This window comes from Phormidesmis sp. 146-12, from assembly GCF_052939495.1.
This window is the reverse complement of sequence record NZ_JBJPHS010000103.1, coordinates 1-20,225: the sequence shown is the minus strand read 5'-3', so window position 1 is coordinate 20,225 and position 20,225 is coordinate 1. Positions and strand designations below refer to the sequence as shown.

The window sequence follows — 20,225 nt, the reverse complement described above, 5'->3', positions numbered from 1 at the left end:
GGTTAGTTTGAGAAGAGTCTTCCTGAGAGGGAAGGCTCTTTTCGCGTTTGAGGGTAATTGTGGATCTTTGTTGAACTAGAGACCTTAACTTTAATTTCGTCGGAGTTGGAATCTGGAAGAGTCGAGTCAAAAAGGGCGGAAATTCGACCGAACGGGCGTTGTTTGACGGTGACTTCTAAAAGGGAGTAACTTTCCCACCTAAAGCTTCAACGATCGCAGTGGTATTGGCAACCATCATTCTGACATAGGAGGCACTATTGCTGTCAGGAGCGCCGATCGAGTCTGAATATAATCGCTGCGTAGCTAGCTTCACGCCTGCTTCCTGTGCCACCGTTTGAATTAAGGTCGGGTTGATTGTAGTTTCTGCAAAAATAGCTGGTACGCCTGCCGCTTTAATGGTTTCTACTAGCTTTTGAACCGTTTGGGCACTGGGTTGCTCCTCGGTGCTGATGCCAATTAGCGTTCCTGCGATCGCCAACGAGTAGGCCTGCCCGTAATACTGAAAAGCGTCATGGGTCGTAACCAGTTTGCGCCTGTTGGGGGGAATGGTCTGAATCTGTTGAGTGATCCAGGTGTCGAGGCGTTTTAGCTCTGCAATAAGCCGATCAGCGTTTTGGGTAAAGCGATCGCGATCTTCTGGCTCCAGTTCAATCAACGTATCTCGAATTTTTTCTGCCATCCGAATTGAGTTTTGCACACTGCCCCAAACGTGGGGATCAGGAACTTTGCGCCCTTCTTTTTCTAGCTGCAATGACGGGACTACTTCTCCCACAGCCACCTGACGCGCATTACTGCCTGCGGCTTTCATCAATTTAATTAGCCCTGGCTCAAGGTTGTACCCGTTGTACAAAATTAAGTTTGCTTTCTCTAAAGCCACGCTGTCCGCTGGGACTGGCTCGTAGGTATGCGGGTCTGCTCCCGGTTTGAGAAGTCCGGTTAGCTGAATTTCGTCTTTGCCAATCAGAGCCGTCAAGTCAGCCAAAATCGTGCTGGTTGCAACCACTTGAGGTTTGCCTTGGGGAGTCGAGCGATCGCCGATGGAAGCCGCACAGCTACTCAAAGTCAAGGTCAGCAGTATGGCTGTCACGGTTGTTCTCAGTTGACTTTGCTTAGAAAAAGATTTCATAGAGTTTTCATTTTATGTCTTATTTTGTAGACCTTCGGGTGATTTGACCCGCATTTGGGAGGAGTCCGCAGAGCCTTGATGCCCTTTAAAGTTTTATTACTGACTGTCGAGTTTTGACCAATCCCTAAAGAAAGAAATAGTCAATAGCGAAACGCTGGAAGCTTTTGGAGAACAAGTACAACTGATACAAATCTTCATACTGCAACTTTCGGAAATCTTTTCACTTTTGGGATACCTTAAGTTTAGTAGCTTTCATATTTCTTTCATTTTTAGTTAATGCACTGGAGAATTTGTGATGCAGCTTGCTACTTTTATGAATGATGCGACTCCTGATCCTCTGCCGCTGCACTTCCCGACTGGCGAGAAAAAACTTGCGCGATCGACCTCAGCCCCGTTGACTGTGCAGAATCTGAGCGTCAAATATCGTGCAGTAGATGCCTTGAAGAATGTCAATTTCACAGTACAGCCGGGTCGCCTTGTCGGAATCTTTGGGCCGAATGGGGCTGGAAAAAGTACCCTTGTCAAAGCAATGCTGGGGTTAATTCCTGCGGCCAGTGGTGAAGTTCTATATCAAGACAAACCGCTGGCAGAGCAACTCCATCAAGTCGCGTATGTTACTAAGCGAAGTCAGATTGATTGGACTTATCCGGTGACTGTGTGGGACGTCGTGATGATGGGGCGAGTCAAGAAAACAGGGTGGTTTAATCGATTTTCGTCGGTCAGTCGGCGGGTGGCGATCGAGTCTCTTGCCCGCGTGGGAATGGATGCTTACAAAGACCGTCCCATTGGGGAACTATCAGGCGGACAGCAGCAGCGGGTGTTTCTAGCGCGATCGCTGGCTCAACAGGCAAACGTGTTTTGCTTTGACGAACCGTTTGTAGGAATCGACCAAAAAACGCAAAAGATTATTTTTGAAGTCTTTGAAGAACTGACCCAGGCTGGAAAAACTGTCCTCGTCGTCAACCACGATCTGGGCGAATCGATTACCCACTTTGATGAATTGCTGTTGTTAAATCAGACCTTAGTCGCCAGCGGCAATCGTCAAGACGTTCTGACTCCAGAAAACTTGGAGCAGGCTTATGGGGGGCGTGTCATGTTCTTTTCGGGAGCCGCCGCCTGATGCACGCGCTAATTGAACCTTTGCAGTATGGCTTCATGCAGCGATCGCTGACCATTGCAATCTTGGTCGGGCTAATTTGTGCTATTGTCGGCAGCTATCTGATGGTGCAACGGTTAGCCCTTTTGGGAGACGCGATTAGTCATTCGGTTTTGCCAGGGTTGGCGATCGCGTTTCTGATTGGGGCAAATATTTTTGTAGGAGCCTTCATTGCAGGCGTTTTGAGTACTGTAGCGATCGCTTGGATTCGAGACCGATCGCCGATTAAAGAAGATGCGGCAATGGGAATTGTGCTCTCGGCCTTTTTTGCCCTGGGAGTAACATTAATTACGGTTATCCAAAAGGACAATAAAATCGACCTGAATCATTTTTTGTTTGGCAATATTCTGGGCGTTACTTCTAGTGAAGTCAGAGATACTGCAATTATTTCAGCGATCGTTCTGATTGTAGTGGTTGCCTTTTATAAAGAACTGTTGTTTTATACCTTTGATACTTTGGGCGCGCAGGCTGCCGGATTGCCCGTCAATTTGCTCAACCTCGGATTGATGGTGCTGATTGCCTTGACAATTGTAGCCAGCATGAAGGCCGTCGGCGTAGTGTTAGTGCTGTCTTTGTTGATCACTCCTGGGGCAACGGCTTATTTGCTGGTGAAACGGCTGCATTACGTCATGTTGTTGGGAGCCGCGATCGGGGTGATTGCCAGTGTAAGCGGGATGTATTTGAGTTATTTTTACAATTTGCCATCGGGGCCAGCGATTGTTCTGGTCGTATCAGGACTTTTCTTACTGGCGTTGCTCTTTAGTCCCCGTCATGGCGTGTTTACCTACCCACGTAGCAATTCTGGCTCATCACCTTTGCTTAAAGAGATTCGTGGCTTATTGAAAAGCAATCAATAAAGCAATCTTTACTAGTTGCGGTTGCTGGTTGTGACTTCTTTCATTTCCTCATCGGCTCCCGTTCCATTGTTTGAAGACGGCTCATACGAACCAGCAATCATTGCATCTTCAACCGCACGAGGAAGCTGAATGTCTACTGCGTTGATGACAGCACCCAACAAGCGATGATCGTCCGATTCGGTTAGGTGATCGATCGCTTCTGTCAAAATGCTTTCTTGAGTCGTTCCGGGACGGGTAACGATTACCATGCCATCACTATAAGGTTCTAGCAGCAGCGCATCATTACAGCGACTTAAAGAAGGACTGTCGAGAACTACCAGATCAAATCGTCCTCTCGAATCTTCGAGCAGTCGCCGCATCTCACTGGACTCCAAAATCGAGGCCGCTTGCCGCTGCGGCCCAGCACTGGGAACGATATAGAGATTTTCGACTTCAGGGGCCAGACGAATACACTCGCTGATCTGCCCGTAGTAGCGCAACGGCTCGATTAAGCTATCTGGATCGGGCGCAATCCCTACATAGTCCGATCGAGACGGCGATCGTAAATCCGCTTCGATCAGCAAAGTGCGTTTTCCGGCTCTGGCAGAGGCGATCGCTAAGTTGTAGGCGGAGACGGTTTTACCTTCCTGGTCGATCGTGCTTGTGATTAGCACCATTCGGGCTTTGCCTTCTGCCAAGCGCAGCTTGCTGCGAAACCGCTCGTAATATTCAACGTAAGGCGAATCTGACCTTAGCAAAACAGGGGAATCGTCAATTTGCCAGACCTTGACCAGCGGCAACGCTCCCAAAATGGTGACATCCCGTTGGCGAAGCGCCTCTCGCAGATCTTCTTCGGTGTAAAATTTGCCTTCTAGCGTATCCAGCAGGAAAATCAACCCGCCCCCAACCAGTAGCCCGACCAAACCGCCGATCGCCAGCGTCACCGGAATGCTCTTGGGTGCTTTGACTTCGCTCGCTTTGACCGCAGGCGCTTGAGATAGACTCAGACTACTGACGGTTTCAGCTTCGGCGGCTCTTGCATCAACCAGTTTTGCTTGCATCTGATCATGAAGGGCTTTTTTGAGCTTTACCTGATCTTCTAGGCGAGTCCGCTCCAGTTGCTTATTAGGGATTGTTGAGTACTGTTGCCGAAGAGTTTGCTCGGATCGCACCGTGCCAATCAATTGCTGCTGTAGGCTTTCTTGCTGAGTCTTGAGGGCGACTAGGGTATTGGCAAGCTGTTGACGAGCTGGGTCGAGACTGCTATTTTGACGAACTGCCGTTAGGGGGGCTGCTCCTCCATCACCGCCAATCACCTCTTGCGCTCGCTTGCTCAACTCTTCTTCGTAGGCCTGCTGCTGCTTTTTCAGGGTGATGATGGTGGGGTGTTCTGGGCGCAAATCTTTGCTGAGAACGGCTAACTGAGATTCGATTTGCTGAATTTGAGCACGAAGACCGCCAATAATCGGGTCAGCACTCAGAGCAGAAGAGGCATAAGCTTGATTGGGGTCGAGTCCTAACCGTTGCTCGATACTGGCAATCTGAGCATTCACACCTTGGAGTTGGAGTTGAAGCTGTCGCTGCTGAGTTTCGCTGCCCGTGATTGCACCAATCAAGCTACCATTTTGAGCCGCTAGCAGTTGGGGGCCTTCGGCTCGATCGTACCGCTCCAGAGATTGTTCGGCGAGTTGTAACTCTTGCCTAACTTTGGGCAGTCGCTGGTTGATGGAATCAATGACCGATCGCAGCCGTGCAGAGTTATTTAGTCGGCTTTGTTCGACCATGCGTTTGGTGTATTGGCTGACCACTTCGCTGGCTCGGTTTGGCTCCCCATCCTTGTAGGAAACCACAACCTCGGCGGCTCCCGCTGCTTGCCCTCTGACCGCTTTAGGGACGTTGACATCCACTTTTGTGTTGCTGGCTAATTCACGCGGGTCAATGCCGACCTCTTTGCCCACCGCTTCGATGACTTCTCTCGGCATCAGCATGTCACTGGTTAGTGATTCGACTGGCTGACGAACTTCGGTGCCGATCGTTGAGAAACTAATGGGCGGCCGGTTAGCTACCAGAGTTGCTTCTGCTTGATAGGTCGGAGAGGGTTCGGGTTGAGACACCACAACGCCCGCCGCAGCCATTCCTACCGCAACACCCACAGGAATGATCCATTTATAGCGGTCTACAGCTAGAAAGTAACGTTTGACGATGGGCGGAGTCATAACACCAGGGGGATGAAAAACAGGGTTTGTCGCGACCGATGAACGTGAAAAAGAAAGGGTGCTTTGATTGTAAGCTGAACAGTCTGGAAGCGGTGTTTTGAGAAGTTTGTTGTATCGATTTACCTCGTCTTGAGTCTAACGGTCTCTTCCGGTCGGGCCAAAGAGATTTGTGGCACTGTTGCCCAGTTCTCTAAAGAACAGCAAAAATCCCAGGACATCGCGAAAAGGCTGGGTAAAAACATTTAGCGCGTAGGTGATTCTTCCGACCAAGTTGCGACCGATCACAATGACGTCATTGTCTTCTAACGGAACGTTTTGCGCGAGATCACCTGTGAGGGCTTTTTTCCCATCTAATTCTTTTGTGACGGCTTTTTTGGTGTCTGGGTCAAATCGAATCAGGGCAATCCGACTCAGATTTGTGTTGTCAGGACTGGGGCCGATCGTCGCCAACGCATCCACAAACGTACTGCCCAAAGGCAAATCAAACTGCTGAAGTCTTCCGGTTACATAGCTCAAGTAGCGGACGGTAATTTTACCTTTGCCCAGAGCAGATCGAGCGACTAATTCGCGGTCGTAATCCTTTTCTGCGCCTGCCTCTAGTCGTGAAACTACGACCACATCCCCATCTTGCAAACGCACATCGGGCAGGGGAGTTCCATCTTTTAGCGGCTGTACCAGATCTAAACTCTCTTCTACCGCAGAGCCATCGTTGAGGGTACGCCGAACTTTGACCGATCGCAAATCTGCCTTGTTGGTGATTCCCCCGGCTGACAGCAGCGCCGAAGAAACTCTCGGTAATTGCAGGGCATATTGTCCCGGTCGCCCAACTTCTCCAGTCATCGTCACCAATACCGGACGTTGCCCCGTCAGCGCCAACAGCACAACTGGATTGATCACAAAGCGATCGACTCCCTGACGCACCCGTTCTTGAGCCTGTTCGATCGTCAGTCCTTGAAGCCGAACTTTACCTAGCAAGGGCGTTGTGATGTTGCCTTCTTGATCGATCACCGCCTGAAAATTGAGATCCGGAAATCGCTGAACTACCACAGAAACCGTGTCTCCCGTTCCCAGACGATAGAGGTTAAATGAGCTATTGGGAATCGCGGCAGGTGTGATAGGCACAGGAGCCACAGGCACCGTCGGAACGACCACAGGCGCAGTCGGAGCCTTGGCAGGGTTAACGGGTGCAGGAGTCGGAGCGGACAATTCACCGCGATCGCGTAGTCGTTGTCTGGCTTGTTCTACCAGTTCTAGAGAGGTTGGAGGGCGCTTTGGCTGGAGTGGCGGAGAAGGCTGTCCTGGGGTGGTAGAGGGTGGTAGAGGCGTTTGGCTCAGAGCCGCTTTTGGAGACGTGCCCGCAGCCCAAAACCACATCGCAAACGGCAGACTGGCGGTCATGGAGTGAATGCTGACCAGCGATAAAGCCGTTAATCTGACAGAAAAAACTTTGGACATAACAACACGATCGGGGGCATGAGGCGTGGATTAGAGAAATGGCGAAAGTTGTAAGTTTAGAGACGAATTAGAGACAGAGATCTTGGGTCATAGGTTATTCTTCAACCGTCATTCTGCTTTTCAGTGATGAGATTAATGAAGAATCTGTTCCTGGTGTGAGCAAGGCTGTCTGAGTTGAGGACATTGTATGCTTTGAGTACTGGATCGATGACTCAATAGGATGCATTCAACCCGTCTAATTTGGCTTCAACACGTCTGCCATCAGCGTCGATTGTACGGTCTGAGCCAGTGACTCCACTTCAGTCCAGTGTTTTTGGATGTCATCAAGCGGGTCGATCGGCACCAGCATACTGACAGCAATCCAGGGAACGCGACGATTTTGCCACTGAGCGATGCGATCAGCAAAAAACCAGTGACTCGGAGCCGGGTGTCCTCCTTGAGGGGTGGCGTACCATTGCAGCACGGCGTAGGTCTGGTCAGCCGTCCATCCTCGGAAGAAATGGGCTGTCACCTGCGTGGGGGGAGTGGCGATTGTGAAGGTGACCTGTTTGGAGGAATCTGTCTTCCACCGCTGAAAGCCGTTGATGTCGCTCCATTCCACTTCGGGCTGCTCTCTCGGGCCCTTTTGCGTAAATAGCAGCAAGGTCGCTGTTTGATTGGCGCGGCTTATCTCCTGACTCAGCCACTTATGTTCGCCGATCTGTGGAGTTTTTTGTTGGACTATTTGCCAACCGGGTAAGGGCAGTCCGACTTCACGCAGGCTCCGCAACTTATTCAGGGTGACGACTTTGGGTGGCTCTGTCCAACGCCATTTTCCTGATAAGTAGCCTGGAACGGTTCCAATACCGACCAAAATCAGTAACAGTAGCAGCAAAACGACCTTGGAGAGTTGAAGAGACACAGCCTTGCGAAGGGACATCATGAGGGGAAGATGGGTGGGGTAGAAATTAGTCAGATGCGTCAGGAAAGAAGCGATCGATCTGGTTAAGCAGAATGACCAGCAAGCCTAACATGCAGGCAGAATACACATCACCGCCCCAGCCTTCGTGGAGCCAACCAAACGCCTGATCATTCCCCGTGCCGTGAAAGTAAGTGAGCAGTGTGTTGCGGACGATGTTGGCGCTGACACTTATGACAACGGTACTGATCAAAAATAGGATGGAAAGGGGGCGCGATCGCAAAGCTCCCGTCCAATACAGCAACATCAGGCTCACATATAAACCAGTGAACAGCATCTTTAGGCCCGCACAATAGGGAGCAACTTCGACAATGCGGCCCCCGACTGAGAGGTAGATTTGCTCAACGGTAACATCCATCCCCAGTTGATTGAGAATGAAGCCTGCGGTTGCAGCGATGAAACTTTGTAGCGGTAAGGTGTAGGGCGCAATCAGGTAGGGAATCTCGGTCGGTGTCGCCAGAAAGACTAGAAGCAGCGCAAATCCCTGAAGCTTGAGACCAGGTAGACCTTTTAGCCACAGACAAATCCCGATCAACAGAACTGGGAGAGACAGATTAACAAAATCGGGTAGCCCACTTAAATAAAGCACACCCGCCAACAGTAACAAGATGGCTCCGGCAAACTTCCAGAGTCCTGGTCGCTCACCGTCGTCAATCCGCTGCCAGCGTTTGCGATTTGTCCAGATGATGTAGCCTGCAAAAGGTAACCCAATTAAACCGTGGCTAAAGTATTCGTGTTCGATGCTAATGCTCTTCCGCAGCCAGCCATCACACCAGTGCAGCAAGAGTGGCGCATAGAGTAGCGTCAGCAATCCCCACAGGGCGAGGTCACTCCAGTAGCGATCGATGAGCGTTGGAGAGAGGCGAGCAGTTCGCATGGCGTTAAGCAGAAATTTTTAAAGACGAGGACGGAGATAACACGGTGTCGAGCGCAGTCACCACTTGATCAATTTGCGCCTTGGTCAACCCTGGATACATTGGCAGTGAGAGAATTTCTCGACAGAGGGTTTCTGCAACTGGAAAATCTCCCGATCGATAGCCCAAATTGACGAAGGCGGGCTGGAGATGGCAAGGCAGCGGGTAGTGAATTCCGGTTTGGATGCCCTGATGATTGAGTTTTTCCTGAATGGTTTCACGATCGACCCGACAGCCTACCTCTAACGCTCTGACGATATAAAGATGATAGACGTGCCCGTTACCAGACTGATTTTGAATTGGTAAAATACCCTGAGTTTGGAGTGGTCTAAGTTGAGTGTGGTACTGATCGGCAATGCGGCGGCGAGCGCGGTTCCACTCTGCCAGGTAGGGCAGTTTCACCCCCAGGACGGCCGCCTGAATGGTATCTAAACGGCTGTTGGTTCCGTAGTCGGTATGAAAGTATTTGCGCGGTGCCCCATAGTTGCGTAAGGCTCGCATCGTCTGAGCGATCGTTTCGTCTTTGGTGACGACCATTCCTCCATCGCCCATTGCCCCCAAATTTTTGCTGGGATAGAAACTAAAAGCCGCTGCCACCCCGATCGAGCCAGCCCGATAGCCTTCCCGTTCTGCCAGATGAGCCTGAGCCGCATCCTCAAAAATCAGCAGATCGTAAGTACTTGCCAAACCTAACAGCAGGGTTGGTGACACCATTTGCCCGTAAAGGTGGACGGGAACGATCGCACGAGTTTTGGGCGTGATCGCTTTCTCAGCCGCCACCAGATCGATCAGAGCCGTTTTTGCATCACAATCGACGAAAACTGGCGTGGCGCCCGATCGCAACACTCCAATCAGCGTCGCCACAAACGTATTGGCTGGCAAAATGACCTCATCTCCGGCACCAATCCCGCAGGCTTGCAGACCGAGGGCGATCGCATCTGTGCCACAGGCGACCCCAATTCCATATTGCACGCCACAGGCCGCCGCAAAGTCTTGCTCAAACTCAGTTAACGCTTGACCCAGCACATAGTCGCCCCGGTTAAGAACTCCCTGAATCGCCTGCTCAATCTGAGCCTGGATCGGCTGATGTTGGGCAGTCAGGTCAACAAAAGGAATTGGATTTGGAACGCTACGCATAAGAAAGCTGCAAGAAAGGGACGATGACAACCCGATCGCTAAACGGGTCAAGCGCTTGATCTAGTGATGAGGGATCGAGAAGCAATTGAAGATGCTCGACGCTGAAGAGTCTGTAAAATCCATCCAGGAATCAGGTGAATTTTGACTTTTACCTCACCGTGAAAACCACTAGGCAAGGCACCGTGTACGTACAGAGAATCACACAGATTATGATTCCGACTTCAGAGTACCCACTGTTGAATACTTCACCTCAGATTTGAGAAATTTCTGGGAGAACAGCGATCGCACCAAACAATCTTTACAGATGAGCGATCGCTTGATAGGGGAAGCTAAAAGTTTGATGAAGCGCTCTTTTGGGTCACCAGGTTGGGGCAAATGGTTTTGCTGGCACGATCGACTGAAGGGGGTTCTTGCCAGTGAGTCAGTAGGGACTGCAATTCAGCTTTGCGGGTAGTGAGTTCTTGGATTTGGTGAGTAATGGCAGAAACCTTTTCCTCAATGTGATGTTTGACTTCGCCACAGGGAAGTTTGCCCTGATCATGCACTTTGAGAATATCTTTGATTTCGGTCAGACTCAGACCCAGCGATTGAGCGCGTTTGATAAAGGTCAAGCGATCGAACACTTCTGGGCGAAACAAGCGATAGCCCGTCTGCGATCGTCCCACCGTTGGAGTGAGTAGCTCAATCTCGTCGTAGTAGCGAATGGTTTTGATTGGCAGTCCGCTCGTCTCAGCAACTTCGCCAATTTTAAGGAGATCAGACGCGAGAGAAACCATCAGTTCACATCCCAAATAGGATACTAAAGGGTGAATTTCCCAGCAATGCTTCTCAAGCTAGGGAGTCGGCCGCTTTTTGGACACTGTAAGCGGTGGTAACGCGGCATGAGAAGACGCTGGCGGCAGCGCATAGACGGCTCCCCGCGCAGATGACTCAGGAGAACGGCGCTGTAAATGCCACCATCGAAGCGCCAGCGCAATTCCGACCGCACTTAAGCCAAAGACGACGAGAGAAGTGTTACTGTCGATCCCCCCGATCGCTACGTCCACGCTACCCGCAATGATCACAAAGCCTGTAATCGGCTCCTTTTTGTAAACTGACTTCAACATACGCGACCAGATAGCATTCATATCATTACGCCTATACGCCGTTACTTCTTATTTTAAAGCGTCTGAATCTTCCTACGTGTTAACCACAAGATTAGATCCTTAGCTCAGAGAACTCACTTTAGAGTTTGTCAAGATTATAAGCAAAATTACAGAAAAGCTTCTCAGTTAGAACTGCTGAAGATTTAGGCGTGAATACAACCCTGAATACAACCCTGAATACAACAAAGGGCAGAGTTTCCCCCGCCCGATCGCTGCTTAGATTTACAGAATTCTGAGCGCTACAGAAGTCCTAGCCAGGAGAGTACGCCTTGACCTGTGACATATTCGACCACAAGCGCGGCCACAAAACCAATCATAGCTGCTCGACCGTTGAGCCGCTCTGCGTAATCGTTGAAGCCAAACTTGGGTTCTTGAACTTTGGGAGTGGTGGGTGTAGAAGTCATCGTTGCGGCCTCGCAGTTAAGTAAGAAAAGTTGAGAGTTTAGGTAAAGAATAAATGGGTTGAGCCAGCTTTCTTTACAATTCTTTACCCTGACAGCTTCATTGTAAGCAGATCTGCGAGATTCTGCACAGATCCCGCCACAAGGGTAACTGTTAACTGAGAAGCCCAGCTTTAAGCTAGAAAGAAATGCGATCGACACAGAGGTCAACATGCAAATCGGAGTGCCCAAGGAAACCAAAGATCAGGAATTTCGCGTGGGGTTGAGTCCTAGTAGTGTGCGGGTGTTGGTAGAGCAGGGCCACTCTGTTTTTGTGGAGACAAAGGCTGGAGACGGGTCGGGCTTTACGGATGCAGACTATCTCCAATCGGGTGCCCAGATTGCCCAAAGTGCCTCAGAGATCTGGAATCGAGAATTAGTGGTCAAAGTCAAAGAGCCTTTAGCTACGGAATATCAGTATCTCCAAAAAGGACAGCTTCTCTTTACTTATCTGCATCTGGCGGCTAACCGTCCGCTAACAGAGCATTTGATCGACTGCGGGGTCAGCGCGATCGCCTACGAAACGGTAGAACTGTCCGATCGACGGTTGCCTTTACTCACGCCCATGAGCATTATTGCGGGGCGGTTGTCGGTACAGTTTGGGGCAAGATTTTTGGAGCGGCAGCAGGGCGGACGAGGCGTGCTTTTGGGAGGCGTACCGGGAGTGAAACCTGGGAAGGTCGTGATTTTGGGTGGCGGTATCGTGGGGACTGAGGCAGCTCGGATGGCGATCGGCATGGGTGCCCAGGTGAGCATTTCAGAATTGAGCGTCGATCGCTTGTCTTATTTAGAAACGCTGTTTGGGTCGAGGGTTGAGCTGCTTTACAGCAGTTCGAGCCAGATTGAGGCGATCGTTCCTCAAGCCGATTTGCTGATTGGGGCGGTGCTGATTCCTGGGCGACGGGCCCCAACCTTGGTGTCGCGTGATCTCGTAAGCAAAATGCGTCCCGGTTCTGTGATTGTCGATGTGGCGGTGGATCAAGGCGGCTGTATCGAAACGGTCAGACCGACATCTCATACTCAACCGACCTATGTCGAAGCGGGGGTCGTCCATTATGGGGTGCCCAATATGCCGGGGGCCGTGCCCTGGACAGCGACTCAGGCGCTCAACAACAGTACGCTTCCCTATGTCTTAAAGCTGGCTACGGATGGATTAGGAGCATTGGGCAAGGATGAAACATTAGCCAAAGGGTTGAATGTGCAGAATCATCAGTTGATTCATCCTGCTGTTCGAGATGTGTTTCCAGATTTGGGATGAGCGCAAGATGAATTGACCCTTCCTGCTTCTCACTCTCCTTTGACCTCTGCTTTGTGTTTAGGAAAAGTGTGAAGTAAACTACCAAAACACAGCAATATTAATCACAAATACAATCAGTTTGAGCGGAGAAATTCCTTGAATTAACTCATAGATTTCGAGAGGAATGCTAATTCCAACCAGCAGCAAAACAAGAATGTGGGCCCAACGTTTCTCAAACCATAAGCCCACAGCTTCGATCGCCGTCACACTCGTCTAGATAGCCGTCCCGATCGCGCTAAATCGCAGCGTATTTGGATTAAAGTTAAGACCCTTTTCTAGAAGCCAGCGAATGATTCTAGATTTGCCTTCCAGTTCATAGGATTCGGCAAAATCTTGCAGTCCTTCAAAGTTTCTCAAGGCCAGAAAGATCGCGATCGCTGTCACCATTAATAATGCAGCAACGAACGCTTTGTAAAAGACGATCACCAACAAGCCGAACGGTCGCTTTGTTCTCAAATGCCTTCCTCAAACCGTTAAATTTCACCTCCTCAATCATAGGTCTACTCAGGTGTAGATTCATTTTGCAAAACTGTAGCTCCATTCATCATTCAAACCCCAACATTGGTTAATGTTACCTACAAATGTTTTATGATGTGACGCGCAGGATGTTCAGCCGTTTCACATTTTAGATAAGACGCTCATGGCACAGCAGTATCGCATCACGCTTCTCCCTGGCGATGGGATTGGCCCCGAAATTATGGCGATCGCCGTCAATGTTCTCAAGGTTGTTGGTGAACAATTTGACTTCACTTTTAAGTTTCAAGAAGCTCTGATTGGTGGGGCTGCGATCGACGCAACAGGTCAACCTTTGCCCCCCGAAACGCTGGAAGCTTGCAAAAATAGTGATGCCGTATTGTTGGCTGCGATCGGCGGCTACAAATGGGATACGCTGCCTCGTGATCTGCGCCCTGAAACAGGATTGCTGGGGCTGCGATCGGGCTTAAAGTTATTCGCGAATCTGCGTCCTGCAACCATTTTGCCTCAATTAATTGACGCTTCGACGCTAAAGCGGGAAGTCGTTGAGGGCGTGGACATGATGGTGGTACGCGAACTGACTGGCGGCGTGTATTTTGGACAACCCAGAGGCATTTTTACCACCGAAACCGGGGAGAAACGCGGGGTAAATACAATGGCGTACACCGAATCGGAAATCGATCGCATCGGCAGAGTCGCGTTTGAAACGGCTCGCAAACGAGGGAAGAAACTTTGCTCTGTAGATAAGTCAAATGTTTTGGAAGTGTCTCAACTCTGGCGCGATCGCATCACCGAGTTATCCAAAGACTATTCTGATGTAGAACTTTCACATTTATATGTAGACAACGCCGCCATGCAATTGGTCAGGAATCCTAAACAGTTTGATACGATCGTAACGAGCAATCTGTTTGGTGACATTCTCTCAGATGCGGCGGCGATGCTGACAGGCAGTATTGGAATGTTGCCTTCTGCAAGTTTGGGCAGTTCGGGGCCGGGAGTTTATGAGCCTGTTCACGGATCTGCTCCCGATATTGCTGGACAGGATAAAGCCAATCCTCTAGCGCAAATTCTCAGTGCTGCGATGATGCTGAGATATGGATTAGATCAACCTGCGGCAGCCGATCGCATTGAGCAAGCGGTGCTAAAAGTCTTAGATCAGGACTACCGAACGGGAGACATCATGTCCGAAGGGAAAACACTTTTGGGATGTCAGGCGATGGGACAAGCGTTGATCGAAGCGCTCCAATAAGAAGTTGCATAAACTACCTCCTGTAGAGACGTTTTATAGAAATGTTCTATTATCATCTCGATGAAGTTTTTCGCTTCGTTGTTCTGTCCTTCTGCCCCTCAACCTCCCGATTTTGGGAGACTTTCAGACAATTGCTCTCGTGTAATGTCCTCCAATTGTGGGGGATTGAGGGGGCGGTTCCAAACGGAAGATTGTGGTGAAGGGTTTGATCGAATTCACGTTAATTAGAAGATGTCAGACGCGATCGGCACATGTTGAATCGCCAAAATCGTGATGTCATCAAACTGAGTGGCGTTGTCCATGTGGGCAAACAAATCAACTTTGACCTGCTCTAATAAGGCAGCGGCCGATGGAGCGGGTTTTTGAAGACAATGTAAGAGACGATCGTTGCCAAACAGCTTACCCTGGGGGCAATGCGCCTCTGTCACGCCATCCGTGTAGCCAATCAAAATGTCGCCTGGTTTTAAGTAGACTTGCTGCACCTTAAACTTCATTTTGGGCAACATTCCCACAGCGGGGCCAGTATGCTTTAAAGTTTCTCGTACCCCTGTGCGATCGACAATATAAAGCGGTTCGTGTCCTCCATTCACATAGGTCAACTGCCCAGTTTCAGGGTTCAACAGACCAAAGAACAGCGTCGCAAACATATTCATATTGCTGTGTTCTTGAGCGACGTAATCGTTGGTGAGCGAAACGGCTTCCAAGGTGCGATCGGGATCATCTTCGTGTAGTTGTCCAGAAAATACGCGAATTAGACTGCGAAACAACGCCATAAACAACGCTGCGCCGACTCCTTTATCACATACATCTGCGATTACTAATCCCAAATAATTTCCTGGCAGCGTGAACGCATCATAGAAGTCTCCTGCAACTTGACGCGCTGGATAAAAACACGCTGCAATCTCCCAATTGGGCAACTGAGGAATCTCATTGGGCAGAAAATCTAATTGAATTTGCCGACCTTTTTCGAGTTCTTCGTCCAGCGCTCTGGAGTAGAGTTCGATTTCTTGTTTGGCGCGATCGAGCGAGTCATAGGAGTCTTCTAGCACTCCATAGAGTCGAGCATTCTCCAGTACTAGGGCAATCTGATCGGCTGTGATTTGCATCAAATTAGCGATTTCTGGACTAAATTGCTCAGGCTCACAGTGCAGCAGCGTCAAAATGCCCAACAGTTCGTCGCCTTTGAGAATGGGAACCGCTAGCGCCGATCGTACGATATAAGGTTGATTGGGCAGCTCTAACCAGCGATCGTCTGTTTCGGTATCGACAATCAAGCCCAAGGTTTTGTGACGGCTCACCCAACCTGCGAGTCCTTTGTCCAACACGCGCCCGATGAGCCGCGATCGCACCTCTCCCGTCATATCCTGCTGAGTCAGAATGCTCTCGATCACCACGCCATCATTGTCTAAAAGAAATAAACTGCCCCGTTCGGCATCGGTGAGCCGTCTGGAGATATCTAGCGTTTCTTGTAGCGTTTCTTTGAGAACTTCTTCTTTGGCTGGAGTGCGGGCCATGGAGACCAGTTTTTCGAGCAAGGTTCTCAGCGCTTCTGCGGCCGATCGCTCTGTTTTGAGAGACGCAATTTCCTGACGTAGTAGCTGTAGTTCTTCTGATTCAATGGTTTTCATGCTTCGTTAGCCATAGAACGATTGACGACAAAAATATTGCGATTGCGATCGCCAGTCCGTTCGTACATAAACTTATCGACTCCTTGAATCGCCAGATAAACGCCCAACCCTCCGATTTTGCGGCTTTCTAGCGGTTCGTTGAGGTCTTCTGCGTCCGGCAGATCCTGTTGATTGGGATTGTAAGAAGTGGCCGTGTCTTCGATCGCCAACGTCAGCATTTCTGGAGTCAAATTGACTTGAAAATGAATATCGCCTTGATGACCCGTTTCTTCGTAGCCATGAATAATAATGTTGGTGGCAATCTCATCCACGGCCAGCCGAAATCGATAGGCTGCCTTCTTGTCCAAACCTGCCGCTTGTGTGGCCGCAACGACAAATTTAGCAATGTCGTCTAGAGAATCTAACACCCCCGGCACTGTCAAAGATTGCAGATCTGGAGACTCAATTCGCTCATTTATTTGCATCATCCACCTACCTCAAATCACTTAAAATCACTTAAACAAAAGGGAGTCGGGAAACGTGCGTTCTCTCCCCACTCCCTACTACAAAAATCCCGTTACTCAGGCAGCTATTTCATAGGTATCAGTGACAATAACGCTCTGGTCAAAACCTGTTTTTTCGAGCGTGTCCAACACCATTTCTTGAGCGCCAACCACATAAATATCAGCTTTGGCTCCCATTTTCTGTTTTGCGAAAATTAGCACCCGCAGCCCTGCGCTGGCGATATATTCCAAATCTTGCATCAATAGAACAAGATGCTTGATGGGCTGCCTGCCTGCCTTCTCGATTTCTGCCTTAAAAATTCCTGCGGAACTAGCATCTAGATCGCCAGATAAGGTAATTTTGGCAATGTCATTGGTCGTTTCCAGGGTTGCGCTAAAAGCCATCGTCTTCCTCTTAAAAATTGAGCTTGGATTGAATGAAAGTATGAATAGAAGGGTCTATCAGAGATCTACCAGCCGTAGCGAGTCAGACCTTTTTCTAGAACTTCCACCATTTTTTCGCCAGTGAGGTAAGAATCGGGAGTCGATCGACCCGTAATAAATGGATAGTCCACAATTACCGACGTTTCTTTACCAAAATTGCCGATGTATGCCCCATCTGGCCCGGTCGCGTCGCGCAAAATGTACTCCAGCGGATAGGGAGGCGGCCCCATGTTAAAGTCGGTGCCCATAAAGCCCGTGCCGTCGTGGTAGTCATATTCTTTGCAGTGTCCGGTGACATGCTTGCCCCAGAGAATACTCTTGCGATCTTCGAGTTCTCGTGCAAACGCTAGACACGCCACCCCATAACATTCTGCGCCTACAGGTCTGCCCATTTTGACAAAGCTGAGAATGAGATCGTGAATGCGTTGATTGTTAGCCAGGTCAACGATCGGGCCACTGCCTCCCACGATCAGCAGCGCATCATATTGATACAGCACATTGACACGCGCTTTGTCGATCGCCGAATAGTACGCTTCGAGATCCCGAATCAGGCTCGGAGAACTAAAATAAGGCATCTCCGGCATCAACTCAGACAAATTTAGCGGATTGCTCAAGCGAGGTGACTGGTCAATATAGCGCACCTTTTCAGCAACCTGGGGAGAGGTGACAGAGCGCCCCAGAGGTGGGTCAATGTAGTGAGGATCCATGCTAGGAGGCAGGGCAACCGGACGCTTGCCTTTAGGCGTTGCAAAGGTGACTTCGTAGCCTGCGCGATCGAAGGTTTCGAGGGGGCCAATTAGCTCTTCGCCCCAGTATCCCCACTCAGATAAGACGATTAGAATGTGTTTCATGAAGTGACTGCCTTAAACCGATCGCCTCACATAGTCCACGTTTGACTAGAGGCGGGTGAACTGAACCAACCTGGTGGGCAAACTTAAACAAAATCTTCTTGGTAGACCAATTAGTTTCAGGCTTAACTGGTACAAACCCTGAACTTCTTGTTAAATTTTTTACCTAACAGGAGGTTGAGTATAAAGTTCCCCAGAATTTAAAGAACAAACAGGATCAAGACGGTAAGCGATCCAAACTGGGAGAGTGCAGCCGCCAAAATATAGAATGGAACCTTTTTTGTGCAGCTTTTGATTAAAATCTCACCAAAATCGGGGGGGCTGTGTTTGAGTGGAGAGTGATAGAATTTCGATCGTGGTGCCCCCTACAATGAGCTATCAAGTTTCTCAATCAGGAGAATTACCCATTCTCAAGCGGTGGTTCTCAAGTCGCATAGTGAATTTCTCGCCTGGATTTCACGTCTGCCCAACTGATTTGACGATAATTTAAGAAAATCCTGTTCTAGTGCCGCTTGTGCAACCTCAAAAAGCCCACAAGATCGAACTCAATATCGACTACCCCTGCCCCTGCCGACGGCGCGGACGTTTGACCCCGATTACGCTCACCGAAGCCTTTGGGTGTAGTCGCTGTCAACAGATCTTTGTCGTTGAAGAAGGCGGATACGTTATCGAGCAGTTGTCTACGAGCTATCCCTACAAACGCTCGTGGCGCTGGACAGGGCATCAGTGGAATGTGGTGCACCCCGGTCTAGGCGATAGCTATCTGCCTCTAGCGTTAGGAATTGTGCTGGTGCTGCTGAGTATTGGGCTACCTGTGGCGCTGCGAAGCTCCTCCAACGTGAATATCATTCTCTGGGCGATCGTGGCGCTGTTGTTGGCAGTCTTGCCCGCGCTCATGGTCTGGCTGGCTTATCGGCGTTGACCCATGACTAATGACTCTTTGGGGACTGTTTTAGACCCGACCGCTGCTATCCAAAACGCCCACCGAGCTTCTCTACAACTCGCGACTATCAAGGGAACCGTTCGCAGTCGGGCGGTTCAGATTATGGCGCAGGCGCTCAAGCGGCATCAGGACGAAATTTTGGAGTCCAATACGATCGACCTAGAGATGAGTCGAGAAATGGCCGTCCCTGAGTTGTTGCTGGAGTGGCTCAAACTGACCCCAGAGCGGATTCAAAACACCGTCCAGATTTTGCAACATCTGAGCGAGTTGCCTGATCCGATCGGTCGCGTCATGACCGCAAACTTTCAGGTGGATCAGTGCCAGACCTATTCGCAAATGATGCCTTTGGGGGTGATTGCCCTAGTCTATGAGGCGTTTCCCGAATTGGGCGCGATCGCCGCAGGTCTCTGTGTCAAAACAGGGAATAGTCTGATTCTTAAAGGCGGCAGTGAGGCGAGTCATTCCAACGCGGTGATTGCTCAAGCCTTGCAAGAAGCGATCGAAGATGCAGAACTTCCAATCGGTTGTTTACAACCCCTCCCGGCGGATCAGGGGTCTTCGATTCGGGATTTGGTGATCCACGATCGCTATTTGAATCTAGTGATCCCCTATGGTCGGCCAAGTCTGGTGCAGCAAGTGGTTCGGCAGTCGGCAGCGCCTGTATTAAAGTCGGCGATGGGCAATTGTTATCTCTATTGGTCGCCCTCTGGCAGCCTCGAATCGGCACGCTGGATGATTTTGGATAGTCACATGAGTGAGCCTGATCCGGTGAATGCGATCGAGAAAGTCTTAATCCATCGACAACAAAATCCTTCTTCTCTGACCATGCTGTGGAGTAGTCTGCGAGAAAAGGGATTTGAGGTACGCGGCGATGCTCAGTTGGTCAGCGACTTTCCAGAACTGATCCCCACAGAAGAGACTGAATGGAATCAGGCCTATCTCGATCGCGTCGTTGCTTTCAAAGTTGTGGATAATCTGGAGGGCGCGATCGATTGGGTCAATCATCACAGTAGCGGTCATGCCGATTGTCTAGCGACAGAATCCTATCAAGAGAGCCGCCAATTTGCCCTGGGGGTCAACAGTGCTTCCACCTACATCAACGCTTCCCCGCGTTTTTACCGCAACCCCAAACGAGGTGACGCAATTTTTCTAGGCATGTCTAACCAAAAAGGTCACCGCCGGGGCTTGATTGGACTGGAGACGCTGACGACGATGAAGCATATTGTGCAGGGGACTGGGCAGTTTTGAGGAAGAACGATCGCTGATTGATTTACCGCCTACAGGTTAGGACTATAAATTTAATAACCCCGAAGACTAGAAACGCAGCGATTTGAAGCGTTGGCGGTGGTATAGATAACGATTTTATTTAGTTCACAATCTTTAACGTAACGTCAGTTCGATGAGAGTAACTCGCTTCGTTTCGATCGGCTTCAGCCCCCTAAATCCCCCACAAGTGAGGGACTTTGAACGAGAAATA

At 49.9% G+C, this 20,225-nt stretch carries 19 protein-coding genes and 1 pseudogene; 6 read left to right on the top strand and 14 right to left on the bottom strand.

All coding sequences use genetic code 11. The annotated features are described in order from the left end of the window. Positions 1 to 175: 175 nt before the first annotated feature. Complete coding sequence (locus ACKFKF_RS28225) at positions 176 to 1,126, bottom strand: metal ABC transporter solute-binding protein, Zn/Mn family (protein WP_446870686.1); 951 nt, start codon at positions 1,124 to 1,126, stop codon at positions 176 to 178. Positions 1,127 to 1,421: 295 nt separating this feature from the next. Between ACKFKF_RS28225 and ACKFKF_RS28220 the strand changes: the two genes are divergently transcribed. Continuing rightward, on the top strand, positions 1,422 to 2,246 hold the full coding sequence (locus ACKFKF_RS28220) for a metal ABC transporter ATP-binding protein (RefSeq protein WP_446870685.1): 825 nt from the start codon (positions 1,422 to 1,424) through the stop codon (positions 2,244 to 2,246). Continuing rightward, positions 2,246 to 3,139 carry a metal ABC transporter permease gene (locus ACKFKF_RS28215; RefSeq protein WP_446870684.1) on the top strand — a complete coding sequence of 298 codons (894 nt, stop codon included), beginning with the start codon at positions 2,246 to 2,248 and terminating at the stop codon, positions 3,137 to 3,139. The genes ACKFKF_RS28220 and ACKFKF_RS28215 overlap by 1 nt, the downstream gene beginning before the upstream one ends. An 11-nt stretch (positions 3,140 to 3,150) precedes the next feature. Here the strand turns inward: ACKFKF_RS28215 and ACKFKF_RS28210 are convergent, their stop codons facing one another. The 8 genes from ACKFKF_RS28210 to ACKFKF_RS28175 form a co-directional block, all read right to left on the bottom strand. Then, positions 3,151 to 5,334: a GumC family protein gene (locus ACKFKF_RS28210; RefSeq protein ID WP_446856426.1), complete on the bottom strand. Its 2,184-nt coding sequence runs from the start codon at positions 5,332 to 5,334 to the stop codon at positions 3,151 to 3,153. A 135-nt stretch (positions 5,335 to 5,469) separates the two neighbouring features. Further along, the gene (locus ACKFKF_RS28205; protein ID WP_446870683.1) at positions 5,470 to 6,789 is read right to left on the bottom strand and encodes a polysaccharide biosynthesis/export family protein; all 1,320 of its coding nucleotides are present in this window, start codon (positions 6,787 to 6,789) and stop codon (positions 5,470 to 5,472) included. Positions 6,790 to 7,024: 235 nt separating this feature from the next. Then, a complete protein-coding gene (locus ACKFKF_RS28200; protein WP_446870682.1) occupies positions 7,025 to 7,708 on the bottom strand; it encodes a cyanoexosortase B system-associated protein in 684 nt (227 codons plus the stop codon). 28 nt (positions 7,709 to 7,736) lie between these two features. Continuing rightward, complete coding sequence (gene crtB / locus ACKFKF_RS28195) at positions 7,737 to 8,624, bottom strand: cyanoexosortase B (protein WP_446870681.1); 888 nt, start codon at positions 8,622 to 8,624, stop codon at positions 7,737 to 7,739. A 4-nt stretch (positions 8,625 to 8,628) separates the two neighbouring features. Continuing rightward, complete coding sequence (locus ACKFKF_RS28190) at positions 8,629 to 9,798, bottom strand: DegT/DnrJ/EryC1/StrS family aminotransferase (RefSeq protein ID WP_446870679.1); 1,170 nt, start codon at positions 9,796 to 9,798, stop codon at positions 8,629 to 8,631. 329 nt (positions 9,799 to 10,127) lie between these two features. Beyond that, positions 10,128 to 10,574 (bottom strand): heavy metal-responsive transcriptional regulator, encoded by a 447-nt coding sequence (locus ACKFKF_RS28185; protein WP_446870678.1) that lies wholly within the window; start codon positions 10,572 to 10,574, stop codon positions 10,128 to 10,130. Positions 10,575 to 10,631: 57 nt separating this feature from the next. After that, positions 10,632 to 10,904 (bottom strand): hypothetical protein, encoded by a 273-nt coding sequence (locus ACKFKF_RS28180; RefSeq protein ID WP_446870677.1) that lies wholly within the window; start codon positions 10,902 to 10,904, stop codon positions 10,632 to 10,634. 278 nt (positions 10,905 to 11,182) lie between these two features. Then, on the bottom strand, positions 11,183 to 11,347 hold the full coding sequence (locus tag ACKFKF_RS28175) for a chlorophyll a/b-binding protein (RefSeq protein ID WP_446856419.1): 165 nt from the start codon (positions 11,345 to 11,347) through the stop codon (positions 11,183 to 11,185). Between the two features lie 208 nt (positions 11,348 to 11,555). Here ACKFKF_RS28175 and ald point away from each other — a divergent pair, with 208 nt between their 5' ends. Further along, complete coding sequence (gene ald, locus ACKFKF_RS28170; RefSeq protein ID WP_446870676.1) at positions 11,556 to 12,641, top strand: alanine dehydrogenase; 1,086 nt, start codon at positions 11,556 to 11,558, stop codon at positions 12,639 to 12,641. Positions 12,642 to 12,719: 78 nt separating this feature from the next. Here the strand turns inward: ald and ACKFKF_RS28165 are convergent. Further along, a pseudogene (locus ACKFKF_RS28165) lies at positions 12,720 to 13,106 on the bottom strand (DUF2127 domain-containing protein). A gap of 214 nt (positions 13,107 to 13,320) precedes the next feature. On the opposite strand from ACKFKF_RS28165, the gene leuB reads away from it, so the two are divergent. Next, entirely contained in the window at positions 13,321 to 14,403 is a 1,083-nt protein-coding gene (gene leuB / locus ACKFKF_RS28160; protein WP_446870675.1) for a 3-isopropylmalate dehydrogenase, read from the top strand. A gap of 224 nt (positions 14,404 to 14,627) precedes the next feature. On the opposite strand, the gene ACKFKF_RS28155 is transcribed toward leuB, so the two are convergent. The 4 genes from ACKFKF_RS28155 to ACKFKF_RS28140 form a co-directional block, all read right to left on the bottom strand. After that, positions 14,628 to 16,031, bottom strand: coding sequence for a PP2C family protein-serine/threonine phosphatase (locus ACKFKF_RS28155; RefSeq protein WP_446870674.1), 1,404 nt, complete (start codon positions 16,029 to 16,031; stop codon positions 14,628 to 14,630). Next, the gene (locus tag ACKFKF_RS28150; protein WP_446870672.1) at positions 16,028 to 16,498 is read right to left on the bottom strand and encodes an ATP-binding protein; all 471 of its coding nucleotides are present in this window, start codon (positions 16,496 to 16,498) and stop codon (positions 16,028 to 16,030) included. Before ACKFKF_RS28150 ends, ACKFKF_RS28155 begins: the two co-directional genes overlap by 4 nt. Positions 16,499 to 16,591: 93 nt before the next feature. Beyond that, entirely contained in the window at positions 16,592 to 16,918 is a 327-nt protein-coding gene (locus ACKFKF_RS28145; protein ID WP_446870670.1) for an anti-sigma factor antagonist, read from the bottom strand. Positions 16,919 to 16,983: 65 nt separating this feature from the next. Next, the gene (locus ACKFKF_RS28140) at positions 16,984 to 17,808 is read right to left on the bottom strand and encodes a type 1 glutamine amidotransferase domain-containing protein (protein WP_446856413.1); all 825 of its coding nucleotides are present in this window, start codon (positions 17,806 to 17,808) and stop codon (positions 16,984 to 16,986) included. 511 nt (positions 17,809 to 18,319) lie between these two features. On the opposite strand from ACKFKF_RS28140, the gene ACKFKF_RS28135 reads away from it, so the two are divergent. Both ACKFKF_RS28135 and ACKFKF_RS28130 read left to right on the top strand, forming a co-directional pair. Then, the gene (locus tag ACKFKF_RS28135; RefSeq protein WP_446856412.1) at positions 18,320 to 18,727 is read left to right on the top strand and encodes a hypothetical protein; all 408 of its coding nucleotides are present in this window, start codon (positions 18,320 to 18,322) and stop codon (positions 18,725 to 18,727) included. A 3-nt stretch (positions 18,728 to 18,730) separates the two neighbouring features. Continuing rightward, on the top strand, positions 18,731 to 19,996 hold the full coding sequence (locus tag ACKFKF_RS28130; protein WP_446856411.1) for a glutamate-5-semialdehyde dehydrogenase: 1,266 nt from the start codon (positions 18,731 to 18,733) through the stop codon (positions 19,994 to 19,996). Positions 19,997 to 20,225 lie beyond the last annotated feature (229 nt).